The sequence below is a fragment of the Paraburkholderia sp. DD10 genome (assembly GCF_049177125.1).
Taxonomy (GTDB): Bacteria; Pseudomonadota; Gammaproteobacteria; order Burkholderiales; family Burkholderiaceae; genus Paraburkholderia; species Paraburkholderia terricola.
On the sequence record NZ_CP185393.1, the window covers coordinates 2680252 to 2703367 of the forward strand.

Consider the following 23116-nt stretch of genomic DNA (forward strand, 5'->3'; position numbering starts at 1 on the left):
GCGATGAAGGGCCGTGCTTCAGCTCATCCAGTTGCCGCCGTCGACGTTCAGCGTTTGCGCGGTGATGTAGTCCGCATCCGCCGAGGCGAGAAACAGCGCGGCGCCGGTCAGATCGTCGGGCACACCCATGCGCCCGAGCGGCACCGCTTCGCCGACGAGGCGCTTCTTCTCGCCGAGCGGCCGGTTTTCGTAACGGGCGAAGAGCGCGTCGACCTCGTTCCACATCGGTGTATCGACGACGCCCGGCGCGATGCCGTTCACATTGATCTTGTGCGGCGCGAGCGCCAATGCCGCGGATTGCGTGTAGCTCAACACGGCGGCCTTGGTCGCGCAGTAATGCGACACCAGCGCCTCGCCGCGCCGCCCGGCTTGCGACGACATATTGAGGATCTTGCCGCCGTGGCCCTGCTCGACCATCTTCTGCGCGACGGCTTGCATCAGGAAGAACATACCCTTCACGTTGACCGCGAAGAGGCGGTCGAACACGTCCCAGGATTCATCGAGGATCGGGCGCATGTCGAAGAGCGCCGCGTTGTTGAACAGAATGTCGATCTGGCCGAAGCGCTCCAGCGTGCTCGCCACGATGCGATCGATGTCTTCGCGGCGCGTGACGTCGGCCCGGACCGTCAGCACGCGATCGCCGTAGGCGGTGCGCAGCGCGTCGCCGAAACTGCCCGCCGGCTTCACGTCGACCAGCACGCAGCGCGCGCCTTCGTCCAGATATCGCCGGGCCACGGCCTCACCGATGCCGCTTGCCGCGCCCGTCAGAATGGCCACCTTGTCTTGCAATCGTGCCGACACTGCTCGTCTCCGGTTCGTTTCGCTTTTTGAGGCGCGGTGAGCGAACGCTCATTGCGCGAACAATTGCTCTGTTTGTGATCGAATGATCGGATACGGACCGGGTCATGTCAAGGCGCGCAGTGAGATTTCGATGGTGCAGCGCGGCAGGACCGCATGGGACGTGATTCCCGCAGCGATGTCGCTACGAGCAATGAATGCGAAACCGCACTCGACGTTCAGATGACTGACAAAAATTCGAGATACGTTATATCATTGCCGACTCGCACCGCTCCGCAACCTTGCCGGTTCGTTGCCGCCGACATGCCGCTTCGTCAGGAGGTCCGTACTGATATGGCTACATCGATTGCAGAACATCACGCCGTGCGGCTCGCGCACGCCGACGCGCACGCCGCCTTGCACGGGCTCGCGCTCACGCCGCTGCGTCGTCAGGTGTATGCGGCGATCGTCGCGAGCGAACGGCCGGTCGGCGCCTACGAGTTGCTGGCCGCGCTCGAACCGCAACGCGGCCGGATGCCGCCCACCACCGTCTACCGCGCGCTCGACTTTCTGCTCGCGCACGGCTTCGTCCATCGGATCGAATCGAAGAACGCCTACGTGGCCTGCTGCGAAGTCGGCGTGCCGCATCGCAGCCAGTTCCTGATGTGCGACCGCTGCGGCGCGACCGTCGAGATTCCCGGCGACGATCTCGCGGAACAGTTGTCGCACAGCGCGCCGGCGCACGGCTTCGAGGTGCATCGGCAGGTCGTCGAATTGAGCGGCTTGTGCGCGGTGTGCGCTCGCGCGACGCAGCCGGGCGCGCCGGCTTGAGCGTCGCCCGAACGCGGCACGCGGCCCTGGCATCCAGGCCGCGGCTCGCCGCTCCTGAAACCCTTTGACCCATCCACCTCTCACGCAGCAGGAAACAACGATGAAAAAAATCGGCTCGATGTTATTCGGAGCGCGCCGTGCGCTGAAGCTGTCGAAGTACGTGGCCGCCGCCGCTGCCGTCTGCGCGCTCGGCCACAACGCGTTTGCCGCGGATACGAAAATCCCCGTAGTCGCCGCCGAAAACTTCTACGGCGACGTGGTGCGTCAACTGGGCGGCGAGCGCGTCGACGTGACGAGCATCCTGAGCAATCCGGACCAGGACCCGCATCTGTTCGAAGCCAGCCCGAAGACCGCGCGCGCGCTGGAGCATGCGAGCCTTGTGGTCTACAACGGCGCCGACTACGATCCGTGGATGGCAAAATTGCTGGCCGCGTCGAAGAACACGAAACGCACGACGATCGTCGCCGCCGAGCTGGTCGGCAAGAAGAGCGGCGATAATCCGCACCTCTGGTACGACCCGGCAACCATGCCGAAGGTGGCGCGCGCGGTGAGCGAAGCGCTCGTCGCGGCTGACCCGGCGCACAAGTCGGCGTACGATGCGAACCTCGCGAAGTTTCTCGATTCGCTGAAGCCGATTGACGCGAAGGTCGCCGACCTGCATGGCCGCTACGCCGGCGTGCCGGTGACGGCAACGGAGCCGGTGTTCGGCTATATGTCGGATGCGATCGGCCTCACGATGCGCAACTTGCGCTTCCAGATGGCGACGATGAACGACACCGAAGCAAGCGCGGCCGATATCGCCGCGTTCGAACGCGATCTGCGCGAAAAGCGCGTGCGTGTTCTGATCTATAACAGCCAGGCAACCGAGGCTCTGACCCAACGCATGTTGAAGCTCGCGCAGCAATCGAAGGTGCCGACGATGAGCGTCACCGAAACCGAAACGACCGGCAACACCTATCAGACGTGGATGCTCAAGCAGCTCGACGCGCTGGGCGCGGCGCTCGCCGCGGGCGATACGGGCAAGGCCGCAGGCGGCGCGAAGGCGGCAGCCGCTTCGAGTGTCAAAGGAACAACGCAATGAATCCGACTGGCCGCGCCACGCCGGCAAATCCATCGACGAGCGCGGCCCCCCACGCGCCCGTGCTCGAACTCGAGCACGTCACGCTCGAACTCGGCGGCCGCGTGATTCTGCGCGACACGGGTCTGGTCGTGAACCAGGGCGAATTCATCGGCGTGCTCGGGCCGAACGGCGCGGGCAAGACCACGTTGATGCGCGCCGTGCTCGGCCTCGTGCCGGCGGCCAACGGCGCGATTCGCGTCCTCGGGCAACCGGTCGAGCGCGGCAATGCGTCGATCGGCTACATGCCGCAGACGCGCAGCGCGCTCGCCGGGCGCCGCGTGCGCGGCCGCGATTTCGTCGCGATGGCGGCCGACGGCCACCGCTGGGGCTTGCCGCATGCGGACAGCGCGACCCGCGCGGATGTGGAGCGCGTGCTCGATCTGGTCGACGGACGCAAGCTGGCCGAACGGCCGTTGTCGGAACTGTCGGGCGGCGAGCGGCAGCGCCTGCTGCTCGCGCAATGCCTGCTCGGCAACCCCAGGCTGCTGCTGCTCGACGAACCGTTGATCAGCCTCGACCCGCATCATCAGAAGAGCGTGGTCGAACTGGTGCGGCGCGTGCAGCAGGAACTCGGCATCGCCGTGCTGTTTTCGGCGCACGAACTGAATCCGCTCCTGAACGCGCTCGATCGCGTGCTGTACCTCGGCAGTGGCGTGGCCGCGCTCGGCACCGTCGATGAAGTGATCACGAAGCCGGTGCTCTCGCGCCTCTACGGCTCGCCGATCGACGTGATGCGCGTGAACGGCCGCATCTTCGTGATGTCGGGCGACGTCGAAGTGGAAAAGCACGATCACGAGCACGAACACGACGAGAACGGCGGCCATGCGCATACGCATGGGCACCAGCACGACTCACGCAACGGACACACGCACGATGTTTGAATACGATTTCATGGTGAACGCGTTCGCGGCGTCGGGGATCGTCGCGGTGCTGGCGGGCGTGGTCGGCTATTTTCTGGTGCTGCGCGGACAAACCTTCGCGGGTCACGCGCTTTCGCACGTCGGCTTCACCGGCGCGACCGGCGCCGTGCTGATCGGCATTTCGCCGATCTGGGGGATGATCGGCTTCACGCTCGCGGCGGGCGTCGGCATGGGCGCGCTCGGTGAGCGTCTCGCCGGACGCGATGTGGCGATCGGCGTGATTCTCTCGCTGTCGCTCGGTTTCGGCCTGCTGTTTCTGCACTTCTTCACCGCCTACGCGACCCAGGTCACCGCACTGCTGTTCGGCAACGTGCTCGGCGTGAATACGTCGACGCTCGGCGTGCTCGCGGCGTTGGGCGTCGTCAGTTTGCTGGCGCTCGCAGCGATCATGCGGCCGCTGCTGTTCGCTTCGTTGCAGCCGGAACTGGCCGAGGCCAAGGGCGTGTCGTTGCGTCTCGTGTCGGTGCTGTTTCTGGCGATCGCCGCGCTGGCCGTGGCGGCGTGCACGCAGATCGTCGGCGTGCTGCTGGTGTTCACGCTGATGGTCGGTCCGGCCGCCGCGGCGCAAAACGTGACCACGCGGCTTTCGATCGGCCTCGTGCTCGCCGCCGCGTTTGCGCTGGTGCAGGCGTGGCTGGGATTGACGCTGGCATTCCATACCGATTGGCCGACCAGTTTCTGGATTACCGTGCTGTCGGCGGCGGTGTATGGCGGGAGTCTGTTGATGCGGCGCTGAGTTGGCGGGTCGCGGCGGCACACACCTGAATGCCGCCGCGATCGCCTCAGGACTTCAGCCGAGCAGCACCTTCGCGTGATGCGCGATGTGATCCTCGATGAAGGTCGAGATGAAGTAGTAACCGTGGTCGTAGCCCGCATGACGGCGCAGTGTGAGCGGCTGCCCCGCGGCCTTGCAGGCGGCCTCGAACACATCGGGATTCAGTTGCTCGGCGAGGAATTGATCCGCGAGCCCCTGATCGATCAGAATGCCCTGCGCGAACTTGCGCTGCGCATGCGCGACCAGTTCGCTCGAATCGTATTGCTTCCAGGCCGCACGGTCCTCGCCGAGATAACCGCTGAACGCCTTCTCGCCCCACGGGCAACGCGAAGGCGCGGCAATCGGCGCGAACGCCGACACCGAGCGATAAATCTCAGGATTGCGCAGCGCCAGCATCAACGCGCCATGACCGCCCATCGAATGCCCGAAGACGCCGAGGCGCGCGCCGTCCACCGGCAGATTCGCGAGCGCCGTTTCGCGCAGCTCGTCACGCACGTACGAGTACATCCGATAGTGCTGCGCCCACGGCTGCTGCGTCGCGTCGACATAAAAGCCCGCGCCCACCCCGAAGTCCCACGCCGCGCTTTCGCCCGGCACGCCCGCGCCGCGCGGACTGGTGTCCGGCGAGATCAGCGCGATGCCGTGCTGCGCGGCGAAGCGTTGCGCGCCGGCCTTGATCGGAAAAGTCTCTTCCGTGCAGGTCAGTCCCGCGAGATAGAACAGCGCGGGCACGTTCGCGTTGGCCTGCAAGGCCTGCGGCGGTAAATACACGGAGAAGCGCATCGGCAGACCGATGGTCTGCGAGTCATGCCGGTAGATACGCTGCTCGCCGCCGTGGCAGGCATGCTGCGACAAAAGTTCAAGCATCGCGATGCTCCTTTTTACGCGGGTCAATAAAGCACGACGGAGCGGATCGACTCGCCCTTCTTCATCAGATCGAAGCCTTCGTTGATGCGCTCGAGCGGCAGACGGTGCGTAATCAGGTCGTCGATATTGATCTTGCCTTCCATGTACCAATCGACGATCTTCGGCACGTCGGTACGGCCGCGCGCGCCGCCGAACGCCGAGCCCTTCCACTCGCGGCCCGTCACCAGTTGGAACGGACGCGTGCTGATCTCCTCGCCCGCCGCCGCCACGCCGATGATGAACGACTGTCCCCAGCCCTTGTGCGTGCACTCCAGCGCCTGACGCATCACCTTCGTGTTGCCGATGCATTCGAACGAGTAATCGGCGCCGCCATCGGTGAGTTGCACGATGTGATCGACCACGTTCTCGACGTCGTTCGGGTTGATGAAGTGCGTCATGCCGAATTTCTTCGCCAACTCGACACGGCCGGGGTTCAGATCGACGCCGATGATCTTGTCCGCGCCGACCATCTTCGCGCCTTGAATGACGTTCAGGCCGATGCCGCCGAGACCGAACACCACCACGTTCGCGCCCGCCTCGACCTTCGCCGAATACACGACCGCGCCGACGCCGGTGGTCACGCCGCAGCCGATGTAGCAGATCTTGTCGAACGGCGCGTCTTCACGCACCTTCGCGACCGCGATTTCCGGCACGACGATGTAGTTCGAAAACGTGGACGTGCCCATGTAGTGGAACAAGGGCTTGCCGTCCAGCGAGAAACGCGAGGTCGCGTCGGGCATCAAACCCTTGCCTTGCGTCGAGCGGATCGCCTGGCACAGGTTGGTCTTGCGCGACAGACAGAACTTGCACTGGCGGCATTCCGGCGTGTAGAGCGGAATCACGTGATCGCCCTTCTTCAGCGTGCCGACGCCGGGACCGACATCGACGATCACGCCCGCGCCTTCATGGCCGAGAATCGCCGGGAAAATGCCTTCGGGATCGGCGCCGGAGAGCGTGTAGTAGTCGGTGTGGCAGATGCCCGTCGCCTTCACTTCGATCAGCACTTCACCGGCGCGCGGCCCTTCGAGATCGACTTCCTCGATGGTCAACGGGGCGCCGGCTTTCCATGCGATTGCTGCTTTGGTCTTCATCGTGAATGCTCCTGTGAGTCTGTGAATGCGAGTCGCGTCGCGGCGGGGAAATCTCGCGACGCGCTGTTGTCCGGTTCGGAAGCTGCGGCCGTGCGTGTGTCGCTTCACGGACTCGCGCTGGCGCAGTCGCCCTGCACGGCTTGCCGAGCCATAGCTTAACGTGCGGGAAGCGTCATGGTATTGCAAAGTGCGCCGCAGCATTGTCGGTACCTGACATCGCCGCGGTTACCGGCGCGCGGTGTCGTCGAACCATGTCTCCACGCGGCCGTACAGATCGAGAAAGCGCGCGTAGCGTTCGGCGAGCGCCGCATCGCCTTGCGGACCCGCGACACGCGTGGCGCCCGGCGCGAGCGCGGCGAGATCGCCGGCATGCCAATGCCCGCTCGCGAGGCCGCCGAGAATCGCCGCGCCGCGCGGCGCCGCGTTCGGGCAATCGACCGCGTGCAGCTCGACGTTCAACGCATCGGCGAGCAATTGACGCCAGCGCGCGTCGACGGAACCGCCGCCCGCGAGCTTCAGCGTCGTCACGCTGGCGCCGCTCGCGCGGATCGCGTCGAGACCGGCGCGCAGCGAGAAAGCGACGCCTTCGAAAGCGGCGCGCATCATCGTGCCGCGCGTGTGGTCGAGCGCGAGGCCGAGCCAGCCGCCGCGCGCCGCGGGGTTGAGCCAGGGCGTGCGCTCGCCGGTGAGGTAGGGGAGAAAGCTTAGGCCCGTAGGCGCATTGACGGCTGCGCCGGTTGCATCGCCAAACGCATCGCGATAAGCGTCCGCCCATTCGTACGACAACCATCCGCGCACGCGCTCGAGCGCGATACCGACGTTTTGCATCGCCGCCATCCGATACCAGTGATCGCTCGCCGCCCGATAGCGATGCAGTCCCTTCACCGCCACAGGCTCCCGCTCGGCGAGCACGACGATTTGTCCGCCGGTGCCGGTGGTGAGCAACGCGTCGCCGTCGCGCGCGAGTCCGCTGCCTAACGCCGCGCAGGGTGTATCCGCCGCGCCGGTCGCGAGCACGATGCCAGCACGCAGCCCCAGCGCCTGCGCCGCCTTCGCCGACAACGCGCCGCCCGCGGCATAAGACGGCGACAAAGGCGCGAACCACTCACGTGGAATACCGAGCCGCTGAAGCAGCGCGTCGTCCCATGCGCCGGCCGGGTCGGCGAGCGCGGTCGCGCAAGCGTCCGAGGGATCGGTGAGCACCGCGCCGCCGAGCGCCACGCGCAACCAGTCTTTCGGTTGCAACGCCCAGCGCGTCTCGCGCGCGGCTTGCGGTTCGTGCCGCACGATCCAGCCCAACAAGGGACCCGCCATGCCGGGCGCCACCGGATTCGGCTGCGGCTCGCGCCACTGATCGAGCAAGGCCAAGGCGCGCGTGTCGGGCCACAACATCGCGGGGCGCACCGCTTCGCCCTCGGCGTCGATCAGCACGACGCCGTGCATCTGCCCGGAGAAGCCGATGGCCTGCACGTCGAGCCGCGCGTCGGCAGGCAAGCGCGCCATCGCTTCGCACAGCGCGCGCCACCAGGTTTGCACGGGAGTTTCCGCCCAACCCGCATGGGGTGTTTCGAGTGCGTAAGCGACGCTCGCCACCGCCTGCTCGCGGCCGTTTTCGTCGACGATCGCTGCCTTGAGGGAACCGGTGCCGAGATCGATGCCGAGAAAGCTCATGGGAGATAGAACGTCAAGTTGGAATGGAGAACAGCGTGCAAAAGCTGCCGGGGAAGGCGTCGTTTTTCTCAGAACCGTGCGGTTCCGCGAGCGCGCCAGGAAGCAAACCGACGATCGACGAATCGCGGGTTAACCCCGCCGCGCCACGCGCCATACGAAAACCGCACTATGCGGTCAGCCGGATACAGCGCATCGATTCTCACATATATCCGCTCGACTCGGGCGCACCTGGCAGGCCGCTTCGCAGCGCCTGCGCGAAGGGGCACCGGACGCGCCTCGACGCGCCGCGCGCCGCGAATCCGGCTTTGAAAAGCGCCTCGCGCATATCGTGAGCGGGAATGCCGGAATAGGCCCCAGCGGTCTTGTTGTGCTTTTTCGTCGCCGATACCTTGGAGCCATCCCAAAACGAGACGGTGGAGACAGACGATATGCAAGCCAACACGGTTCATCCGTGCGACGAGCGGCTGCCCGCGGGCCAGTTGCTCACCCTCGGCATTCAGCACGTTCTGGTGATGTACGCCGGCGCGGTCGCGGTGCCGCTCATCGTCGGCGCGGCGCTCAAGCTGCCGAAGGACCAGATCGCGTTCCTGATCAGCGCCGATCTGTTTTCCTGCGGCATCGCCACGCTGATACAGACGCTCGGCCTATGGATCTTCGGCATCCGCCTGCCCGTCATCATGGGCTGCACGTTCGCGGCCGTCGGTCCGATGGTCGCGATCGGCACCAACCCGTCGCTCGGCATACTCGACATCTTCGGCTCGACGATCGCGGCCGGCGTGGTCGGCATTCTGCTCGCGCCGGCGGTCGGCAAGCTGCTGCGCTTCTTCCCGCCGGTGGTGATCGGCGTGGTGATCTCGGTGATCGGGCTGTCGCTGATGGAAGTCGGCATCAACTGGGCGGCCGGCGGCGTGGGCAATCCCGAGTACGGCAATCCGGTTTATCTCGGCCTTTCGCTCGTCGTGCTGATGCTGATTCTGCTCATCAACAAGTTTGGCAAAGGCTTCGTCGCCAATATCTCGGTGCTGCTCGGCATCGTCGCGGGCTTCGTGATCGCGCTCGCGCTCGGCCGCGTCGACATGGACGGCGTCACGCACGCGCCGTGGGTCGGCTTCGTGATGCCGTTCCACTTCGGCTTGCCGCACTTCGATCCGCTTTCGATCGCGACGATGGTCACCGTGATGTTCGTCACCTTCATCGAATCGACCGGCATGTTCCTCGCGGTCGGCGACATGGTCGATCGTCCGGTCGATCAGAAGACGCTCGTGCGCGGCTTGCGCGTGGACGGCCTCGGCACGCTGATCGGCGGCATCTTCAACTCGTTTCCGCACACCTCGTTCTCGCAGAACGTCGGCCTGATCGGCGTGACCGGCGTGAAGAGCCGCTTTGTCTGCGCGATGGGCGGCGTGATCCTGGTGCTGCTGGGCCTCTTTCCGAAGATGGCGCAAGTGGTCGCGTCCGTGCCGGCCTTCGTGCTCGGCGGCGCGGGCATCGTGATGTTCGGCATGGTGGCGGCGAACGGCATCAAGGTGCTGTCGAAGGTCGACTTCGTGAAGAACCACCACAACCTCTTCATCGTCGCGGTGAGTATCGGGCTGGGCCTGGTGCCGGTGGTCTCGCCGCACTTCTTCTCGAAGCTGCCGCCCGCGCTGTCGCCGCTTCTGCATAGCGGGATTTTGCTGGCGTCGGTGTCGGCGGTCGTGCTGAACCTGATCTTCAACGGCGTGAAGAGCGAGAGGAACGCGCAGTGCGAAATTCGCCAGGCGGGCCGTGATCTGGACGGACGCGGCGGCAATGAAGCGCCGGGCGACGAGATGCTGCGGGCCGCGGATCTGCACTGAGCGTGGAGAGCGGCGCTGCGCTGCGCCGTGCGATGGGATCTTCCGTCGCTCACAGGTTGCGGACGGACGAAAACGCCACGGCATGCCGTGGCGTTTTCGCGTGTTTTCGCGCGTTTTCGATTACCGGCTGAACAGGACGGCTTCCCTCGAAACACAAAGCCGCCCCGCAAGCCTGTTGTTGCTACAAGACCTAACCCGCCGTGGCCGCCGACGCCGCCACCGGTGCGCTCGCCGCACCGTAGTCGACCGGTGCGTCAGCCGGACGCGGCGGCTCGCCGTTCCGCTCGATCCAGCCACCGCCAAGCGCCTGGTAAAGCGTGACCAGGTTTTGCAGACGTTCCATTCGCGCGGTAACCAGCAACTGCTGCGCCGAATACAGACTGGTCTGCGCGGTCAACACCGACAGATAGCTGTCGACACCATTCGTATACCGCAGATTCGACAAATCCAGCCGGCGCTGTTCGGCGAACGTATTGCGCTCCAACGCCTGAATCTGCTGATCGTAGGTGCCGCGTGCCGCCAGCCCGTCCGCCACTTCACGGAAGGCCGTCTGGATCGCCTTTTCATACGTCGCGATCTGGATGTTCTTCTGCACGTGGGCGAGATCGAGGTTGGCCTTGTTCTCGCCGCCCTCGAAGATCGGCACGGTAATCGACGGCGCGAAGCTCCATGCCGCCGAACCGGGCTTGAACAGACCGCCCAGCGTCGGGCTCAGCGTACCGAAACTGCCGGTGAGCGAGACCTTCGGGAAGAACGCCGCGCGCGCCGCGCCGATGTTCGCGTTGGCTGCGAGCAGATTCTGCTCGGCCTCCATGATGTCCGGACGACGGGTCAGCAGATCGGACGGCAGACCCGCCGGAATATCCGTGAGGAGATTCTGGTTGTCGAGCGGCATGCCCGGCGGAAGGTCGGCCGGCAGCGGCTCGCCGAGCAGCAACGTGAGCGAGTTCTCCGCCTGCGCCCGCAGACGCGCCTGCGACTGCAGGTTGGCCAGAGCCTGCTCGACCACGGTCTGCGATTGCCGCAAATCGAGTTCCGAACCGGTGCCGTTATCGAATTGCAGCTTGGTGATCCGATACGACTCCTGCGCGGATTTGAGCGTGTCCTGCGTGACCTTGAGCAGATCGTCGAGTTCGAGCACCGTGAGGTACTGATTCGCGACCTGCGACACCAGCGAAATTTCCGCCGCCTTGCGCGCTTGCGCGGTGGACAGATACTGCGCCAACGCCTGGTCTTTCAGGCTCTGAATCCGGCCGAAGAAGTCGATCTCCCACGACGCGTTCAGACCCACCGAATACGTGTTCGAGATCGTCTGGCCGCCCACCGACAGATTCCTCGGCGTGCGCTGCTTGCTTTGCGACGCCGCCGCGTCCAACGTCGGGAACAGCGCCGCGCGCGTGATCCGGTACTGCGCCTGCGATGCCTGGATATTCAGCACCGACACGCGCAGATCGCGGTTGTTCTTCAGCGCGATGTCGATCAGCCGCTGCAGGCGCGGATCGACGAAGAAGTCGCGCCAGCCGATGTCGGCGGCAGCCTGGCCGTTCGCGCTGCGCGCCGCGCCGGACGCGCCGGGCTGGCCGGTCTGGGCCGGCTGGGTCGCGCCCGGCTGCGTGTCGTACACGCCGCCGGTCGGGAAGGCGCCCGACACGGGCGCGGCCGGGCGCTCGTACTTCGGCGCCATCGTGCAACCCGCGGCGAGGAACGCGACCGCTACTGCAATCAAAGAGTGTTTTTGCATCTCAATGTCCGTCCTTGCCCGAGCCTTGATCCGTCGACCCGCCACCTTGCGGATGGTGCTGGTTGTAGTGTGCGAGCGCCTCATCCGGGTCTTCCTTCTCGCCGCCGAACTTCGCGCGGATCACGACGAAGAACATCGGGATCATGAAAATCGCGAGGAAGGTCGCCGTCAACATGCCGCCGATCACGCCGGTGCCGATGGCGTGCTGGCTCGCCGAACCCGCGCCGTTGCTGATCGCGAGCGGCATCACGCCGAGAATGAAGGCGAGCGAGGTCATCAGGATCGGACGCAGCCGCAGACGCGCTGCTTCCAGCGCGGCTTCGATCGGCCCCATGCCTTGCCCCTGCTGCAGCTCGCGGGCGAACTCCACGATCAGAATCGCGTTCTTCGCCGACAAGCCCACCGTGGTCAACAAGCCCACCTGGAAGAACACGTCGTTCTCCAGCCCGCGCAGCGTGGCGGCCAGCAGTGCGCCGATCACGCCGAGCGGCACCACCATGATCACCGAGAACGGGATCGACCAGCTTTCATACAGCGCCGCGAGACACAGGAACACCACGAGGATCGAGATGCCGTACAGGATCGGCGCCTGCGAACCGGACTGGCGCTCCTGCAACGACAGGCCCGTCCATTCGTAGCCGATACCCGCGGGCAGCTTCGCCACGAGAGCTTCCATCGCCGTCATCGCCTGACCGGTCGACTTGCCCGGTGCCGCCGCGCCCTGGATTTCCACCGCGGAAATACCGTTGTAGCGTTCGAGCTTCGGCGAACCGTAGCCCCACGAGCCGCCCGCGAACGACGAGAACGGCACCATGCCACCCGCGGTATTGCGCACGTACCAGGCGTTCAGGTCTTCCGGCTTCATGCGGAACGGTGCGTCGCCCTGCAGATACACCTTCTTGATCCGGCCGTCGATATCGAGGAAGTTGTTCACGTACTGCGAGGCCCACGCGATCGAGAACGTCTGGTCGATCGCGGACAGCGACACGCCGAGCGCGGCAGCCTTCTCGTGGTCGATGCTCACCTTGAACTGCGGCGTATCGTTCAGGCCGTTCGGGCGCACCTGAGCCAGCGTCGGATCTTTCGCCGCCATGCCGAGCAGCATGTTGCGTGCTTCCATCAGCTTCTCGTGACCGACGCCCGCGCGATCCTGCAATTCGAAGTCGAAGCCCGCGGCGGTGCCGAGTTCGGGAATCGACGGCGGATTCACCGGATACACCAGCGCGTTCTTGTAGCCGCCGAAGTGCATGAACAGACGTCCCACCAGCGCCTGGACCTTTTCGTCCGCATGCTGGCGCTGCGAGTAGTCCTTCATCCGCACGAACACGAGACCCGCGTTCTGGCCGCGGCCGGCGAAGCTGAAGCCGTTCACCGTGAAGGTCGATTCGACGATGGCCTTCTCGCTGTCGAGCAGGTAGTCGGACACGTCCTTCAGCGCGCGCGCCGTGGTTTCCTGGGTCGAGCCCGACGGCGTTTGCACGAGCACGAACATCGTGCCCTGGTCTTCGTCGGGCAGGAACGACTTCGGCAACTTCACGAACAGCAGGCCCACCGCGAAGATCACCACCATATAGATGATGAGCCAGCGGCCCGAGCGCTTGATCACGTGGTGCACGCCCGAGTGATACTTGTCGCGGCTCTTGTCGAAGGTGCGGTTGAACCAGCCGAAGAAGCCCTTCTTCTCCTCGTGATGCCCTTGCGGAATCGGCTTGAGGATCGTCGCGCACAAGGCCGGCGTGAGAATCAACGCGACCAGTACGGAGAGCACCATCGCCGCCACGATCGTCAGCGAGAACTGCCGGTAAATCGCGCCGACCGAGCCGCCCGAGAACGCCACCGGCACGAACACCGCCGACAGCACGAGCGCCACGCCGACCAGCGCGCCGGTAATCTGGTCCATCGCCTTGCGAGTGGCCTCGCGAGGCGACAAGCCCTCCTCGGCCATGACCCGCTCGACGTTTTCCACCACCACGATCGCGTCGTCCACCAGCAAGCCGATCGCCAGCACGAGCCCGAACATGGACAGCGTGTTGATCGAGAAGCCCACCAGACCCATGACCGCGAAGGTGCCGAGCAGCACCACCGGCACGGCGATCGTCGGGATCAGCGTGGCCCGCAGGTTCTGCAGGAACAGGTACATGACCAGGAACACCAGCACGATACCTTCGAGCAGCGTCTTGACCACTTCCTCGATCGACAGGCGCACGAACGGCGTGGTGTCGTACGGGTACTTCACGACGAGGCCGTGCGGGAAGTACTTCGACAGTTCGTCGACCTTCGCGCGCACCGCCTTGGCAGTGGCCAGCGCGTTCGCGCCGGTGGCGAGCTGAATACCGAAGCCCGCCGTCGGCTGGCCGTTGTACTTGGTGTCGAAGTTGTAGTTCTCGCCGCCGAGTTCGATGCGCGCCACGTCCTTGATACGGACTTGCGAGCCGTCAGGATTGACCTTCAGCAGCACGTTGCCGAACTGTTCGGGCGTATTGAGCAGCGTGGCTTCCGTGATGGTGGCCTGCAGCACCTGGCCCGGCACCGACGGCGTGCCGCCGAGCGAGCCGCCCGCGACCTGCACGTTCTGCGCTTGCAAGGCCGATTGCACGTCCACCGGCGTCAAGCCGAAGTTGGTCAGCTTGTTCGCGTCGAGCCAGATCCGTATTGCGTACTGCGAGCCGAACAGCGTCACCGTGCCCACGCCGTCGATACGGCTGATCGGATCCTGAATGTTCGACGCGACGTAGTTCGCCAGGTCGTACCTGTTCATGCTGCCGTCTTCGGACACGAACGCGAGCACCAGCAGGAAGCTGCTGCTCGATTTGGTGACCTTGGTGCCCAACTGCTGCACGGCCTGCGGCAACAGCGGCGTGGCGAGCTGCAGCTTGTTCTGCACCTGCACCTGCGCGATGTCGGGATTGGTGCCGGCCGCGAACGTCAGCGTGATGGTGGCGGTACCCGAGTCGTCCGACGTGGACGACAGATACAGCAAGTGGTCGAGACCACTCATCTGCTGCTCGATCACCTGCGTGACGGTGTTTTCCACCGTTTTCGCCGATGCGCCCGGGTACGATGCGCTGATCTGCACGGCCGGCGGCGCGATGGTCGGGTATTGCGCGATCGGCAGTGTGAACACCGACGCGATACCCGCGAGCATCAGAATGATGGCGATCACCCATGCAAAAATCGGGCGATCGATAAAGAACTTTGCCATGAGGCGGGCTCCCTGTTATTACGCGCCCGATGCAGCAGAGGCAGGTTGAGCCGTCTGGGCAGCACCGCTGGCGGCCGGCGCGCTCTGAGCTGCGGCGCCGGAAGCCGGGGTGGCGGGAAGTTGCGCGGCGATGGCCTTGACCGGCGCGCCGGGGCGCACCTTCTCGGTACCCTGGACGATCACGCGGTCACCCGGATTCAGGCCGCTTTCGACCACCCAGTTCGAACCGTACGTACCGGTGGTGACGAGCTGACGCAGGCTGACCTTGTTGTCCTGGCCGACCACCAGCGCGGTGGGCTGGCCCTTCTGGTCATGCGTCACGCCGATCTGCGGCACGAGAAGCGCGTTTTCGTTGACGCCTTCCTCGATCTTCGCGCGCACGAACATGCCCGGCAGCAGCACCTTGTCCGCGTTCTTGAAGATCGCGCGCACGGTGACCGAACCGGTGCCCTGATCGACCGTCACGTCGGTGAACTGCAGCTTGCCCTTTTCCGAATAGGTGCGGCCGTCTTCGAGAATGAGCGAGACCTTGGCGGCCTCCGGGCCGCTCGTCTTCAGGCGCCCTTCCTGCATTTCGCGGCGCAGCTTCAGTCCGTCGAGGCTCGACTGCGTCAGGTCCACGTAGACCGGATCGAGTTGCTGGACGGTTGCCATCAGCGTGGCGGCGCTCGCCTGCACATAGGCGCCCGGCGTGACTTGCGACACGCCGATCTGGCCGGTCACGGGCGAGGTCACGTCGGTATAGCCGAGGTTGATCTGCGCCGTGTCGACCGCCGCCTTGCCCGCGGCGACGTCCGCCGCGGCCTGGCCTTGCGCGGCCACCGCGTTGTCGTAGTCCTGCTTGCTGACCGCATTGGCGGCGACCAGCACCTTGTAGCGGTTGGCCTGCGCGGTGGTGGACGCGAGGTTGGCTTGCGCCTTCGCAAGCGCCGCCTTCGCGTTGTTCAAGGTCGCGATGTACGGCGCCGGATCGATCTTGTACAGACGCTGACCCGCCTTGACCTGGCTGCCTTCCGTGAACTCGCGGCGCAGCACGATGCCGTCGACCCGCGCGCGCACTTGCGCGACGAGGAAGGCACTGGTGCGGCCGGGCAGTTCGGTGACGACGGGCACGGCCGTCGGCTGGACGGTGACGACCCCGACTTCGGGCGTTTGTGGCGGCGGGGCAGATTGTTTTGGTCCGCACGCTGCCAGCAATACGGCAGCCGTCGCGGCACTGATTAGGCGGAATGGAATCCGTTCGACGCGCATGGAGCGACCTCTGTCAAGGACTGAGAATGAAAAAGTGCGCGCATCCCTACCCCGGGGACGGCAGCGCACACAGGCGTCTCGCGACGCTAGACCGGAAGCCCGGGGATGCAAGCCGAACCTGCGGGACACCTTGGGCGAAATGCGCCATACCTGGGAATTGCCGCACGAAGCCGCCCGGAGAAGCGCGGCGCAAAAGTGTTTTGAAAGGCAACAGTGACGGATATTAACTGCTCGTCACGGCTTGGGCTATCCGATCGTGGGGTGCTATTATATATACATTCACGAATGCATGTAAAAGTACGTTTCCCTTCTCGCAGCGCGGGGACCTGCAAGATCGGTTCAAAATTTGCTTGTCAGCAGACGGATTGTCACCGGGCGCACTTCAAAACGCTCGGGAAAACCCCATGATTACGGCAGGTTATACCGTATGGCCAGAAGAACCAAGGAAGAGGCGCTGGAGACGCGCAGCAGCATCCTCGATGCGGCCGAACAGGTCTTCTTCGAGAAGGGCGTGTCGCGCACTTCGCTCGCCGACATCGCGCAGGCGGCCGGTGTCACGCGCGGCGCGATCTACTGGCACTTCGCGCACAAAAGCGATCTGTTTACCGAAATGTTCGACCGCGTGCTGCTGCCGCTCGACGAACTCAAGGCCGCCTCGCAAAACCCCAATGAACCCGATCCGCTAGGGCGCCTGATGGAAATCTGCACGGTGTGTCTGCGCGACACCGCTAACGATCCGCGGCGCAGGCGCGTGTTCGACATCCTGTTTCTCAAGTGCGAACTGGTGGAGGAAATGGGCCCGGTGATGATCCGCTATCAGGCCACCATGCGCGAGGGGCTCAACAGCATCGAGGGCGGCCTGCGCAACGCCATCTCCAAAGGGCAAATGCCGGCCGACCTCGATGTCACGACGGCGGCGTCGATGGTGCACGCGTTCGTCGGCGGCTCGCTGCGCGACATGCTGCTGTTGCCGGACGCCACCGATTTCGGCAAGCACGCGCAACAGATGGTCGAGGGTATGTTCGACGCGCTGCGGCTGAGCCCGGCGTTGCGCAAGGGCTATGCGCAGCGGCCGGCCGGCAGGCCGGCCGTCTAGCGCTGTCGTCGTTCTACGCGGCAGCCCGGCTGGCCCGCGCCTTCTGATTCGAAGCATGGATATTGCCGCGCTCGAGGGGTGTCCCGTTCGTCACCGCGGCGATCCACTCGTCCGTGCTGGCCACCGCCGCGAAGCGCGAGTGCAGCACCACGCTGAATACGCGGTGAATGTCCTCTGCGCTGGCAAAACCCGCGCTGTTCTCATACGGCACGGAACCCGTCGCGTCGTGCAGGAATTCGACGGCCAGCCCCGCGTGAACCGCATGATTGATGGTCGACGCGTCGCAGTTATGGGTCATGTAGCCGGCCACGGTCAGCGTGTCGATCCGCTGATCGGCAAGCCAGTCGGCCAGATCCGTTCCGGTGAACGCGCTCGGCAACGACTTCTCCACATAGTGATCGTGAGCGCGCGAACTCACTACCGGATGCAGGTCCGCGCCCTCGGTGCCGCGCGCGAACAGCGGCGAGCTGGCGGGCGCAAGGTTCTGCACCACCACCACCGGCACGCCGGCGGCGCGTGCCGCATCCATCGCGCGTCCGATGTTGGCGAGCGAGCTTTGCACGTCCGGGTATTCGATCGGCAAATTGCCGCTTACGTATTCGTTCTGTACGTCGATGACGATCAGCGCGCGGCGCGGTGTGGTCATGGCAAGACTCCTTCCTGTTCGATGAGTGGGGGGGGGCTCGCTTCTGCCCCGGCCGGTCGTCGGCCTTGCTCGACTTCCGATCCAGCCTTCGGGCAGCGGGCGATGACTGCATTGTTCGCCCGCCGCCGTTTTCCCGACAGCGGCCCGCACGACAATAGTCGCTAGAATCGGGCCATCGTTTAATTCACGAGGTGACGGATGGCTACACCGGCTCTGCCTGCCGCAATGGACGACGGCGCGTCCCGACATGTCATCGCGGTGATCGCGTTCGACCGCATCAGTCCTTTCCATCTTTCGGTGCCCTGCGTCGTATTCGGCGAAGAGCGCAGCGGCGGCGATCTGCCCGATTTCGACTTTCGCGTCTGCGCCGCCGAAAGCGGCACGCTGACCACCACGGCCGGCTTCACGATCGCCGTCACGCACGGACTGGCGGCGCTCGCCGACGCCCACACGATCATCGTGCCGAGCTGGCGCGATCCGGACGAGCCGCCGCCCGCCGCGCTGCTCGACGCACTGCGCGCGGCCCATGCGCGCGGCGCGCAACTGGTCGGGCTCTGTCTGGGCGCATTCGTGCTGGCCGCCGCCGGCATCCTCGACGAACGGCCGGCCTCCACTCACTGGGCGTGGGCCGACGACTTCGCGCGCCGCTATCCGCGGGTGCGGCTCGATCCGGACGTGCTTTATGTCGACGACGGCAACGTGCTGACCTCGGCCGGCACGGCGGCGGGTCTCGACTGCTGTTTGCACGTGCTGCGCAAGATGTGCGGCGCGCGGGCGGCGAACTACGTGGCGCGTCGGCTGGTGGTGCCGCCGCATCGGCAAGGCGGCCAGGCGCAATACGTTCAGCAGCCCATGCCGCCGAACCTGCGCGGCGACCGGCTAGCGGGCCTGCTCGATTGGGTCAGCGGAAATCTGGATGCGCCGCATACGCTTGACACGCTCGCCGAACGCGCATTGATGAGCCGCCGCACTTTCACGCGACGCTTCCGGCTCGCCACCGGCACGACCGTCGGCGCATGGTTGCTGGCGCAGCGGCTTGCGCGCGCGCAGCAGTTGCTCGAGAGCACCGACGAGTCGGTGGAACGGATCGCGGCCATTGCGGGGTTCGGCTCGACAGCTTCGCTGCGGCAGCATTTCGCGCAGGCGTTTCGCACTTCGCCGTCCGCATGGCGGCGGGAGTTTCGTGGGGTTTGAGCGCGTGAATGTTGAACGCAGGTGCGAGCGTTCGACCGCTCGTAAAAGGACGCTGACCAGGGGCGCGGACCAGAGACGTACGCCAGTAGACATGCCGAGCGCACGCGGACGCACGCAGGGCCGCGCATCCCGAGCAACGGCGGAAGCGATCGAAAGCGCTCAACGGCGACGCCCGTGCCGGGCCGCCAACGCCGTTTCGTAGTGGCTCACCGGGATTTCGTAGTCGCGCCGGCGCGACAGCGGCGACACGCGCGGCGGACGTAAGTCAACGAAGCAAGGCCACGCCAACCGATCAATGCTCGCTGATCCAGCGCGCGACATACAACAACAGCGCCACCAGAAAAATCATCACGGCCCAAGCCCAGTTCGGCACCGCATGCGGACTGGGCTCGGGATGCGAGACCCCAGGCGACACACCGTGGGACGTCCCATGCGCCGCGCCCGCCGCCCGTCCGGGCAACGCGTTGCCATGATCGGCGCGCGTGCGCCGCGCCACGCTGCCGAGCGTGATCGGCCGCAGGAACACATGCTGACGGCGCACCGCCGAGCCGCGCGCGCGATTCGGCCCTTGTCCATGTTTGGCCCGCACGACCGCGGCGAATTCTTCGAAAAAGTCATCGGCAAGCTGATGCAGCGCGTTTTCCAACTGACGCGTGGGCAGTTCGGCAAGCGGTCCCGAGGAGGTTGCCCAGATCGTGTAGTCGATCCGCGTACCCCGCTCGCCGCTTGCGCCGTGCGCGCTGTCTTCACCGCGCAAGCGCACTTCGATCTGGCCGCGCAACGCGCCGACGCCTTCGGCTCGCGCCTTGAAGTTGATGGTGCGGTGCTCGGCATCCGCCGGCCCGGAATCCTGGCCGGCCACGTGGGCGCGCGCTTCGTAACGCGCGCGCAGCGGGCCGAGCGGTACGGTCAGGGTGAGCGCGTATTCGCCGTGGGCGAAGCGCGTGAACGACTCGCAGTTGTCGAGGCTGGCGCGCAGCAAGGCGAGGTCCTGCAACGCATCCCAGACATCGGACGGTGCAAGCGGAATCCGTAACGCGTCGTTCACTTCCATGGCAGCCTCCGCGATGAACGCGCGACAGCGGGATCAGGACGTCTGATCGATGCGGTCGACGCGCGATGCGTAAAACGCGAGATACCCCTTGATCCGCATGACCGACTCGAACGGCGTCTCATAGCTCCACACCGCGTTTTCGATCAGGCCGTCTTCGGTACGCAGATGGAAGTACGACGCCTCGCCCTTGAACGGGCAGTGCGTGGTGTGCGCCGAACGTTCGAGCCGCGCCATGTTCACGTCTTCGCGCGGAAAATAGAACACGTCCGGCAGACCGGTTTCCGCGAGCGTCAGCCCCGCGTGCGTGTCGGCCATGGTCACGCCGCCGTGTATCACCCGCACGCGGTGACGGTTACCGGTGATCGCGATGGTGTGCTCGCCCTGGCTGGCGGCAGACCTTCCGTGAGGTGTCAAGGCATCGCTCATGTCTCGGCTCCGTGAAGTGTGCGGTCCTATGCGGTCGTATGCGCTCGCGCAAAACAGTAAAGCCACGGGGGTGACCCGTGGCTTCATTATCGGCCAAACTCTGGCCGATTGCGCAGTGTTCCTCGCCGCGTTTGCGCCGCTATCCAGCCAGTGTTCCCGCATGGCGTCCGACGTTGCCGCGGCGCCGCCAGGCAAAGCCCAGGCGCTTACTGGGTATTCCAGTAGAAGGCGGCCTTGGCGCTGCCCTTGGCGGGTACGGTCACAGCCTTCGACTGGTCCCGGTCCTTGTATTGCGCATGCACGGTGTAGCGGCCCGGGCGCAGCTTGATCAGCATGTACGGCCCGCGCGACGTGGCGTTCAACACCTCGCCGTTGTGCGCGTCGACCACCCGCACGTGGACGTCCGCAAGAAACTCCGCGGTGGGACCGGTAAAGCGCAGCGACAGCGGCCACTGGCTTTGCGCCGCCTGCAACGCCTTCGATTCGTCGAGACCGACGCCGCCCGACACGAACGAGACGTCGCCCTGCTGCTGAACTTGCGGCAGACCGCTACCGTTCGCGTTGCCCGCGCTGGTGTCGTCGGCGGTGGTGCCGCCCGTGACCTCGCTCGCCTGCTGTGCATGGGCGCCGCCCGCCAGCCCGAGCGTGAGCGCCGCGCACACCGCGGCGGCTACGATCCTTCGCTGATTGCGTTGGGTTTTCATCGGTTCGCTCCTCGTTAAGGTCCTTATGGCCCGGTGTGCCTCGAACGGCCCCGGATCAAGTGAGACGCAACCTGCGTGCCACGCTGCGGATCGTGCCCGCTGCAAGCCGCTGGCCACGCCTTATGAGGTGGCGCGCGGCGTCTTCCGCACCGCTGCTGAACACGCGAAAAAAAGCCGGTCCGCGAGCAGGATGTGCAAGGACCGGCAAGCGTTACTTCTTCAGATTCCCGCGCAGACCGGCTCGAACGCCGGTCGTGCCGCGAATCGGCAATCCACTCGCCGATCCGCCCACGGCTCGGTTATCAGCCGAGATCGACGGGCACGAAAATCTGCGCATTGTCGCGCTGGATCAGCAACGCGATGCTGTTGCCGGCGCCGGCGATCATCTGCTTGAGTTGATCGACGCTCGCCACCGGCCGGCCGTTGACCGCCAGAATCACGTCGCCCGGCTGAATGCCGGCACTTTCGGCCGCGCCGCCCGATTGCTGCACCAGCAGACCATGCGACACCGACGCGCCGCTCTTCTCCTGCGGCGTCAACGGCCGCACGGCCACACCGAGCCGGCTTTGCAACTGGGGCGGCTGATCGGCCTTGTCCGAGGCGACCTTGGTATCCGACAACGAGCCGATCGTCACCTTCAGATCCTTGGTGCTCTTGTCGCGCCACACCTGCACGGTAGCCGGGCTGCCCGGCGCGAGACCCGCGACCTGCGACGGCAGATCCGCCGAGTCGTCGACCGGTTGGCCGTTCACGGACAGGATCACGTCGCCCGGCTGCAAACCGGCCTTGGCCGCCGGGCCGCCCGGATCGACCGAACTGACGAGCGCGCCTCGCGGTTTCTGCATGCCGAACGAGTCGGCGAGCGTCTGGTTCACGCCCTGCACCGCGACGCCGAGACGCCCGCGGCTCACGTGACCGGTCTTGACGATGTCGTCCTTGACCTTGATCGCTTCATTGATCGGGATCGCGAACGAAAGGCCCTGGAAGCCGCCGGTCTGCGAGTAGATCATCGAGTTGATGCCGATCACTTCGCCTTGCAGGTTGAAAAGCGGTCCGCCCGAATTGCCGGGATTCACCGGCACATCGGTCTGGATGAACGGCGTGTAATTCTCGTTCGGCAGCGAACGCGATTTCGCGCTGATGATGCCCGAGGTCACCGTGTTGTCGAAACCGTAAGGCGAGCCGATCGCGACCACCCACTGCCCGACCTTGCTCTGGCGTGGATCGCCGATCTTCACGGTGGGCAGATTGCTCGCATCGATCTTCAGCACGGCGACGTCGGATTGCTTGTCGGCGCCGATCACCTTGGCGCGGAATTCGCGCTTGTCGGTGAGCTTCACCGTGACGACATTGGCGCCGTCCACCACGTGCGCGTTGGTCAGGATATAGCCGTCATTGCTGACGATGAATCCCGAGCCCAGGCTCGCGCTCGGCTGATCGGGCGCATCGCCGCCGTCAGGGCCTTGCATGCCCGGCATGCCGCCGAAGAAGTGCTTGTAGAACTGATAGAAGGGATCGCTCGGATCGATCGGCAACTGGTTGCCGCCGCCGTTGCCGCGCAATGCCGCCTGCTTCACGACATGCTTGGCGCTGATGTTGACGACGGCCGGGCCGTAGGTTTCGACGAGGCCCGAGAAGTCGGGAATGCCGGTCTTGGCGGCGGCTTCGGCGGGCATCATCGCGGCTTGCGCGGGCGTGATGACCTGCGGCGCGGGCACGTCGCGATGGCCCGCCACGTAGCCGACGGAGAGCGCCGCGGCGACAGCGACTGCAACGGCGCCGCGGGACAAGGTTTTCGCGTTCATCGTGTACTCCTGGAGGGGAGAAGAGGCTTGGGGATGTCACGAAGCGTACGTGCTATCGCTTAAAAGAG

General features: G+C 65.5%; 19 protein-coding genes. 7 read left to right on the forward strand and 12 right to left on the reverse strand.

All coding sequences use genetic code 11. The annotated features are described in order from the left end of the window. Nucleotides 1–18: 18 nt before the first annotated feature. The gene (locus ACOCG7_RS27360; protein ID WP_073426958.1) at nucleotides 19–801 is read right to left on the reverse strand and encodes an L-iditol 2-dehydrogenase; all 783 of its coding nucleotides are present in this window, start codon (nucleotides 799–801) and stop codon (nucleotides 19–21) included. 330 nt (nucleotides 802–1131) lie between these two features. Here ACOCG7_RS27360 and ACOCG7_RS27365 point away from each other — a divergent pair, with 330 nt between their 5' ends. The 4 genes from ACOCG7_RS27365 to ACOCG7_RS27380 all read left to right on the forward strand — a co-directional run bounded on the left by ACOCG7_RS27365 (nucleotide 1132) and on the right by ACOCG7_RS27380 (nucleotide 4384). Continuing rightward, a complete protein-coding gene (locus tag ACOCG7_RS27365; protein ID WP_073426957.1) occupies nucleotides 1132–1608 on the forward strand; it encodes a Fur family transcriptional regulator in 477 nt (158 codons plus the stop codon). Between the two features lie 100 nt (nucleotides 1609–1708). Beyond that, nucleotides 1709–2689, forward strand: a complete 981-nt coding sequence (locus ACOCG7_RS27370; RefSeq protein ID WP_073426956.1) for a metal ABC transporter solute-binding protein — start codon at nucleotides 1709–1711, stop codon at nucleotides 2687–2689. Continuing rightward, entirely contained in the window at nucleotides 2686–3609 is a 924-nt protein-coding gene (locus ACOCG7_RS27375; protein WP_073426955.1) for an ABC transporter ATP-binding protein, read from the forward strand. The genes ACOCG7_RS27370 and ACOCG7_RS27375 overlap by 4 nt, the downstream gene beginning before the upstream one ends. Then, nucleotides 3602–4384 (forward strand): metal ABC transporter permease, encoded by a 783-nt coding sequence (locus ACOCG7_RS27380; RefSeq protein WP_073426954.1) that lies wholly within the window; start codon nucleotides 3602–3604, stop codon nucleotides 4382–4384. The genes ACOCG7_RS27375 and ACOCG7_RS27380 overlap by 8 nt, the downstream gene beginning before the upstream one ends. 54 nt (nucleotides 4385–4438) lie before the next feature. Here ACOCG7_RS27380 and fghA read toward each other — a convergent pair whose 3' ends face one another. The 3 genes from fghA to ACOCG7_RS27395 form a co-directional block, all read right to left on the reverse strand. Beyond that, the gene (fghA, locus tag ACOCG7_RS27385) at nucleotides 4439–5290 is read right to left on the reverse strand and encodes an S-formylglutathione hydrolase (protein WP_083083251.1); all 852 of its coding nucleotides are present in this window, start codon (nucleotides 5288–5290) and stop codon (nucleotides 4439–4441) included. 23 nt (nucleotides 5291–5313) lie between these two features. Continuing rightward, a complete protein-coding gene (locus ACOCG7_RS27390) occupies nucleotides 5314–6420 on the reverse strand; it encodes an S-(hydroxymethyl)glutathione dehydrogenase/class III alcohol dehydrogenase (protein ID WP_114163143.1) in 1107 nt (368 codons plus the stop codon). Between the two features lie 225 nt (nucleotides 6421–6645). Continuing rightward, a complete protein-coding gene (locus tag ACOCG7_RS27395; protein ID WP_421378047.1) occupies nucleotides 6646–8091 on the reverse strand; it encodes a xylulokinase in 1446 nt (481 codons plus the stop codon). Nucleotides 8092–8519: 428 nt separating this feature from the next. Between ACOCG7_RS27395 and ACOCG7_RS27400 the strand changes: the two genes are divergently transcribed. Next, nucleotides 8520–9929, forward strand: a complete 1410-nt coding sequence (locus ACOCG7_RS27400) for a nucleobase:cation symporter-2 family protein (protein ID WP_073429011.1) — start codon at nucleotides 8520–8522, stop codon at nucleotides 9927–9929. A gap of 190 nt (nucleotides 9930–10119) precedes the next feature. Here ACOCG7_RS27400 and ACOCG7_RS27405 read toward each other — a convergent pair whose 3' ends face one another. Genes ACOCG7_RS27405 through ACOCG7_RS27415 form a run of 3 tightly spaced genes read right to left on the reverse strand, consistent with a single transcriptional unit; the run spans nucleotide 10120 to nucleotide 16123 of the window. Beyond that, nucleotides 10120–11670: an efflux transporter outer membrane subunit gene (locus ACOCG7_RS27405; RefSeq protein ID WP_073429012.1), complete on the reverse strand. Its 1551-nt coding sequence runs from the start codon at nucleotides 11668–11670 to the stop codon at nucleotides 10120–10122. Between the two features lies 1 nt (nucleotide 11671). Beyond that, nucleotides 11672–14872 (reverse strand): efflux RND transporter permease subunit, encoded by a 3201-nt coding sequence (locus ACOCG7_RS27410; RefSeq protein WP_244744686.1) that lies wholly within the window; start codon nucleotides 14870–14872, stop codon nucleotides 11672–11674. 18 nt (nucleotides 14873–14890) lie between these two features. After that, entirely contained in the window at nucleotides 14891–16123 is a 1233-nt protein-coding gene (locus tag ACOCG7_RS27415; protein WP_073429014.1) for an efflux RND transporter periplasmic adaptor subunit, read from the reverse strand. Between the two features lie 427 nt (nucleotides 16124–16550). Here ACOCG7_RS27415 and ACOCG7_RS27420 point away from each other — a divergent pair, with 427 nt between their 5' ends. Continuing rightward, nucleotides 16551–17219: a TetR family transcriptional regulator gene (locus tag ACOCG7_RS27420; protein WP_083083246.1), complete on the forward strand. Its 669-nt coding sequence runs from the start codon at nucleotides 16551–16553 to the stop codon at nucleotides 17217–17219. Between the two features lie 13 nt (nucleotides 17220–17232). On the opposite strand, the gene ACOCG7_RS27425 is transcribed toward ACOCG7_RS27420, so the two are convergent. Then, nucleotides 17233–17865, reverse strand: coding sequence for a cysteine hydrolase family protein (locus ACOCG7_RS27425; protein ID WP_114163148.1), 633 nt, complete (start codon nucleotides 17863–17865; stop codon nucleotides 17233–17235). 198 nt (nucleotides 17866–18063) lie between these two features. Between ACOCG7_RS27425 and ACOCG7_RS27430 the strand changes: the two genes are divergently transcribed. Beyond that, nucleotides 18064–19059, forward strand: a complete 996-nt coding sequence (locus ACOCG7_RS27430; RefSeq protein ID WP_114163149.1) for a helix-turn-helix domain-containing protein — start codon at nucleotides 18064–18066, stop codon at nucleotides 19057–19059. 292 nt (nucleotides 19060–19351) lie between these two features. Here ACOCG7_RS27430 and ACOCG7_RS27435 read toward each other — a convergent pair whose 3' ends face one another. The 4 genes from ACOCG7_RS27435 to ACOCG7_RS27450 form a co-directional block, all read right to left on the reverse strand. Then, nucleotides 19352–20113 (reverse strand): CoxG family protein, encoded by a 762-nt coding sequence (locus tag ACOCG7_RS27435; protein WP_114163150.1) that lies wholly within the window; start codon nucleotides 20111–20113, stop codon nucleotides 19352–19354. Nucleotides 20114–20146: 33 nt separating this feature from the next. Continuing rightward, nucleotides 20147–20539, reverse strand: coding sequence for a DUF427 domain-containing protein (locus tag ACOCG7_RS27440; RefSeq protein WP_114163151.1), 393 nt, complete (start codon nucleotides 20537–20539; stop codon nucleotides 20147–20149). 206 nt (nucleotides 20540–20745) lie between these two features. Next, nucleotides 20746–21243, reverse strand: coding sequence for a carboxypeptidase regulatory-like domain-containing protein (locus ACOCG7_RS27445; RefSeq protein ID WP_114163152.1), 498 nt, complete (start codon nucleotides 21241–21243; stop codon nucleotides 20746–20748). A 302-nt stretch (nucleotides 21244–21545) separates the two neighbouring features. Then, nucleotides 21546–23048 (reverse strand): DegQ family serine endoprotease, encoded by a 1503-nt coding sequence (locus ACOCG7_RS27450; RefSeq protein WP_073429021.1) that lies wholly within the window; start codon nucleotides 23046–23048, stop codon nucleotides 21546–21548. Between the last annotated feature and the right edge of the window lie 68 nt (nucleotides 23049–23116).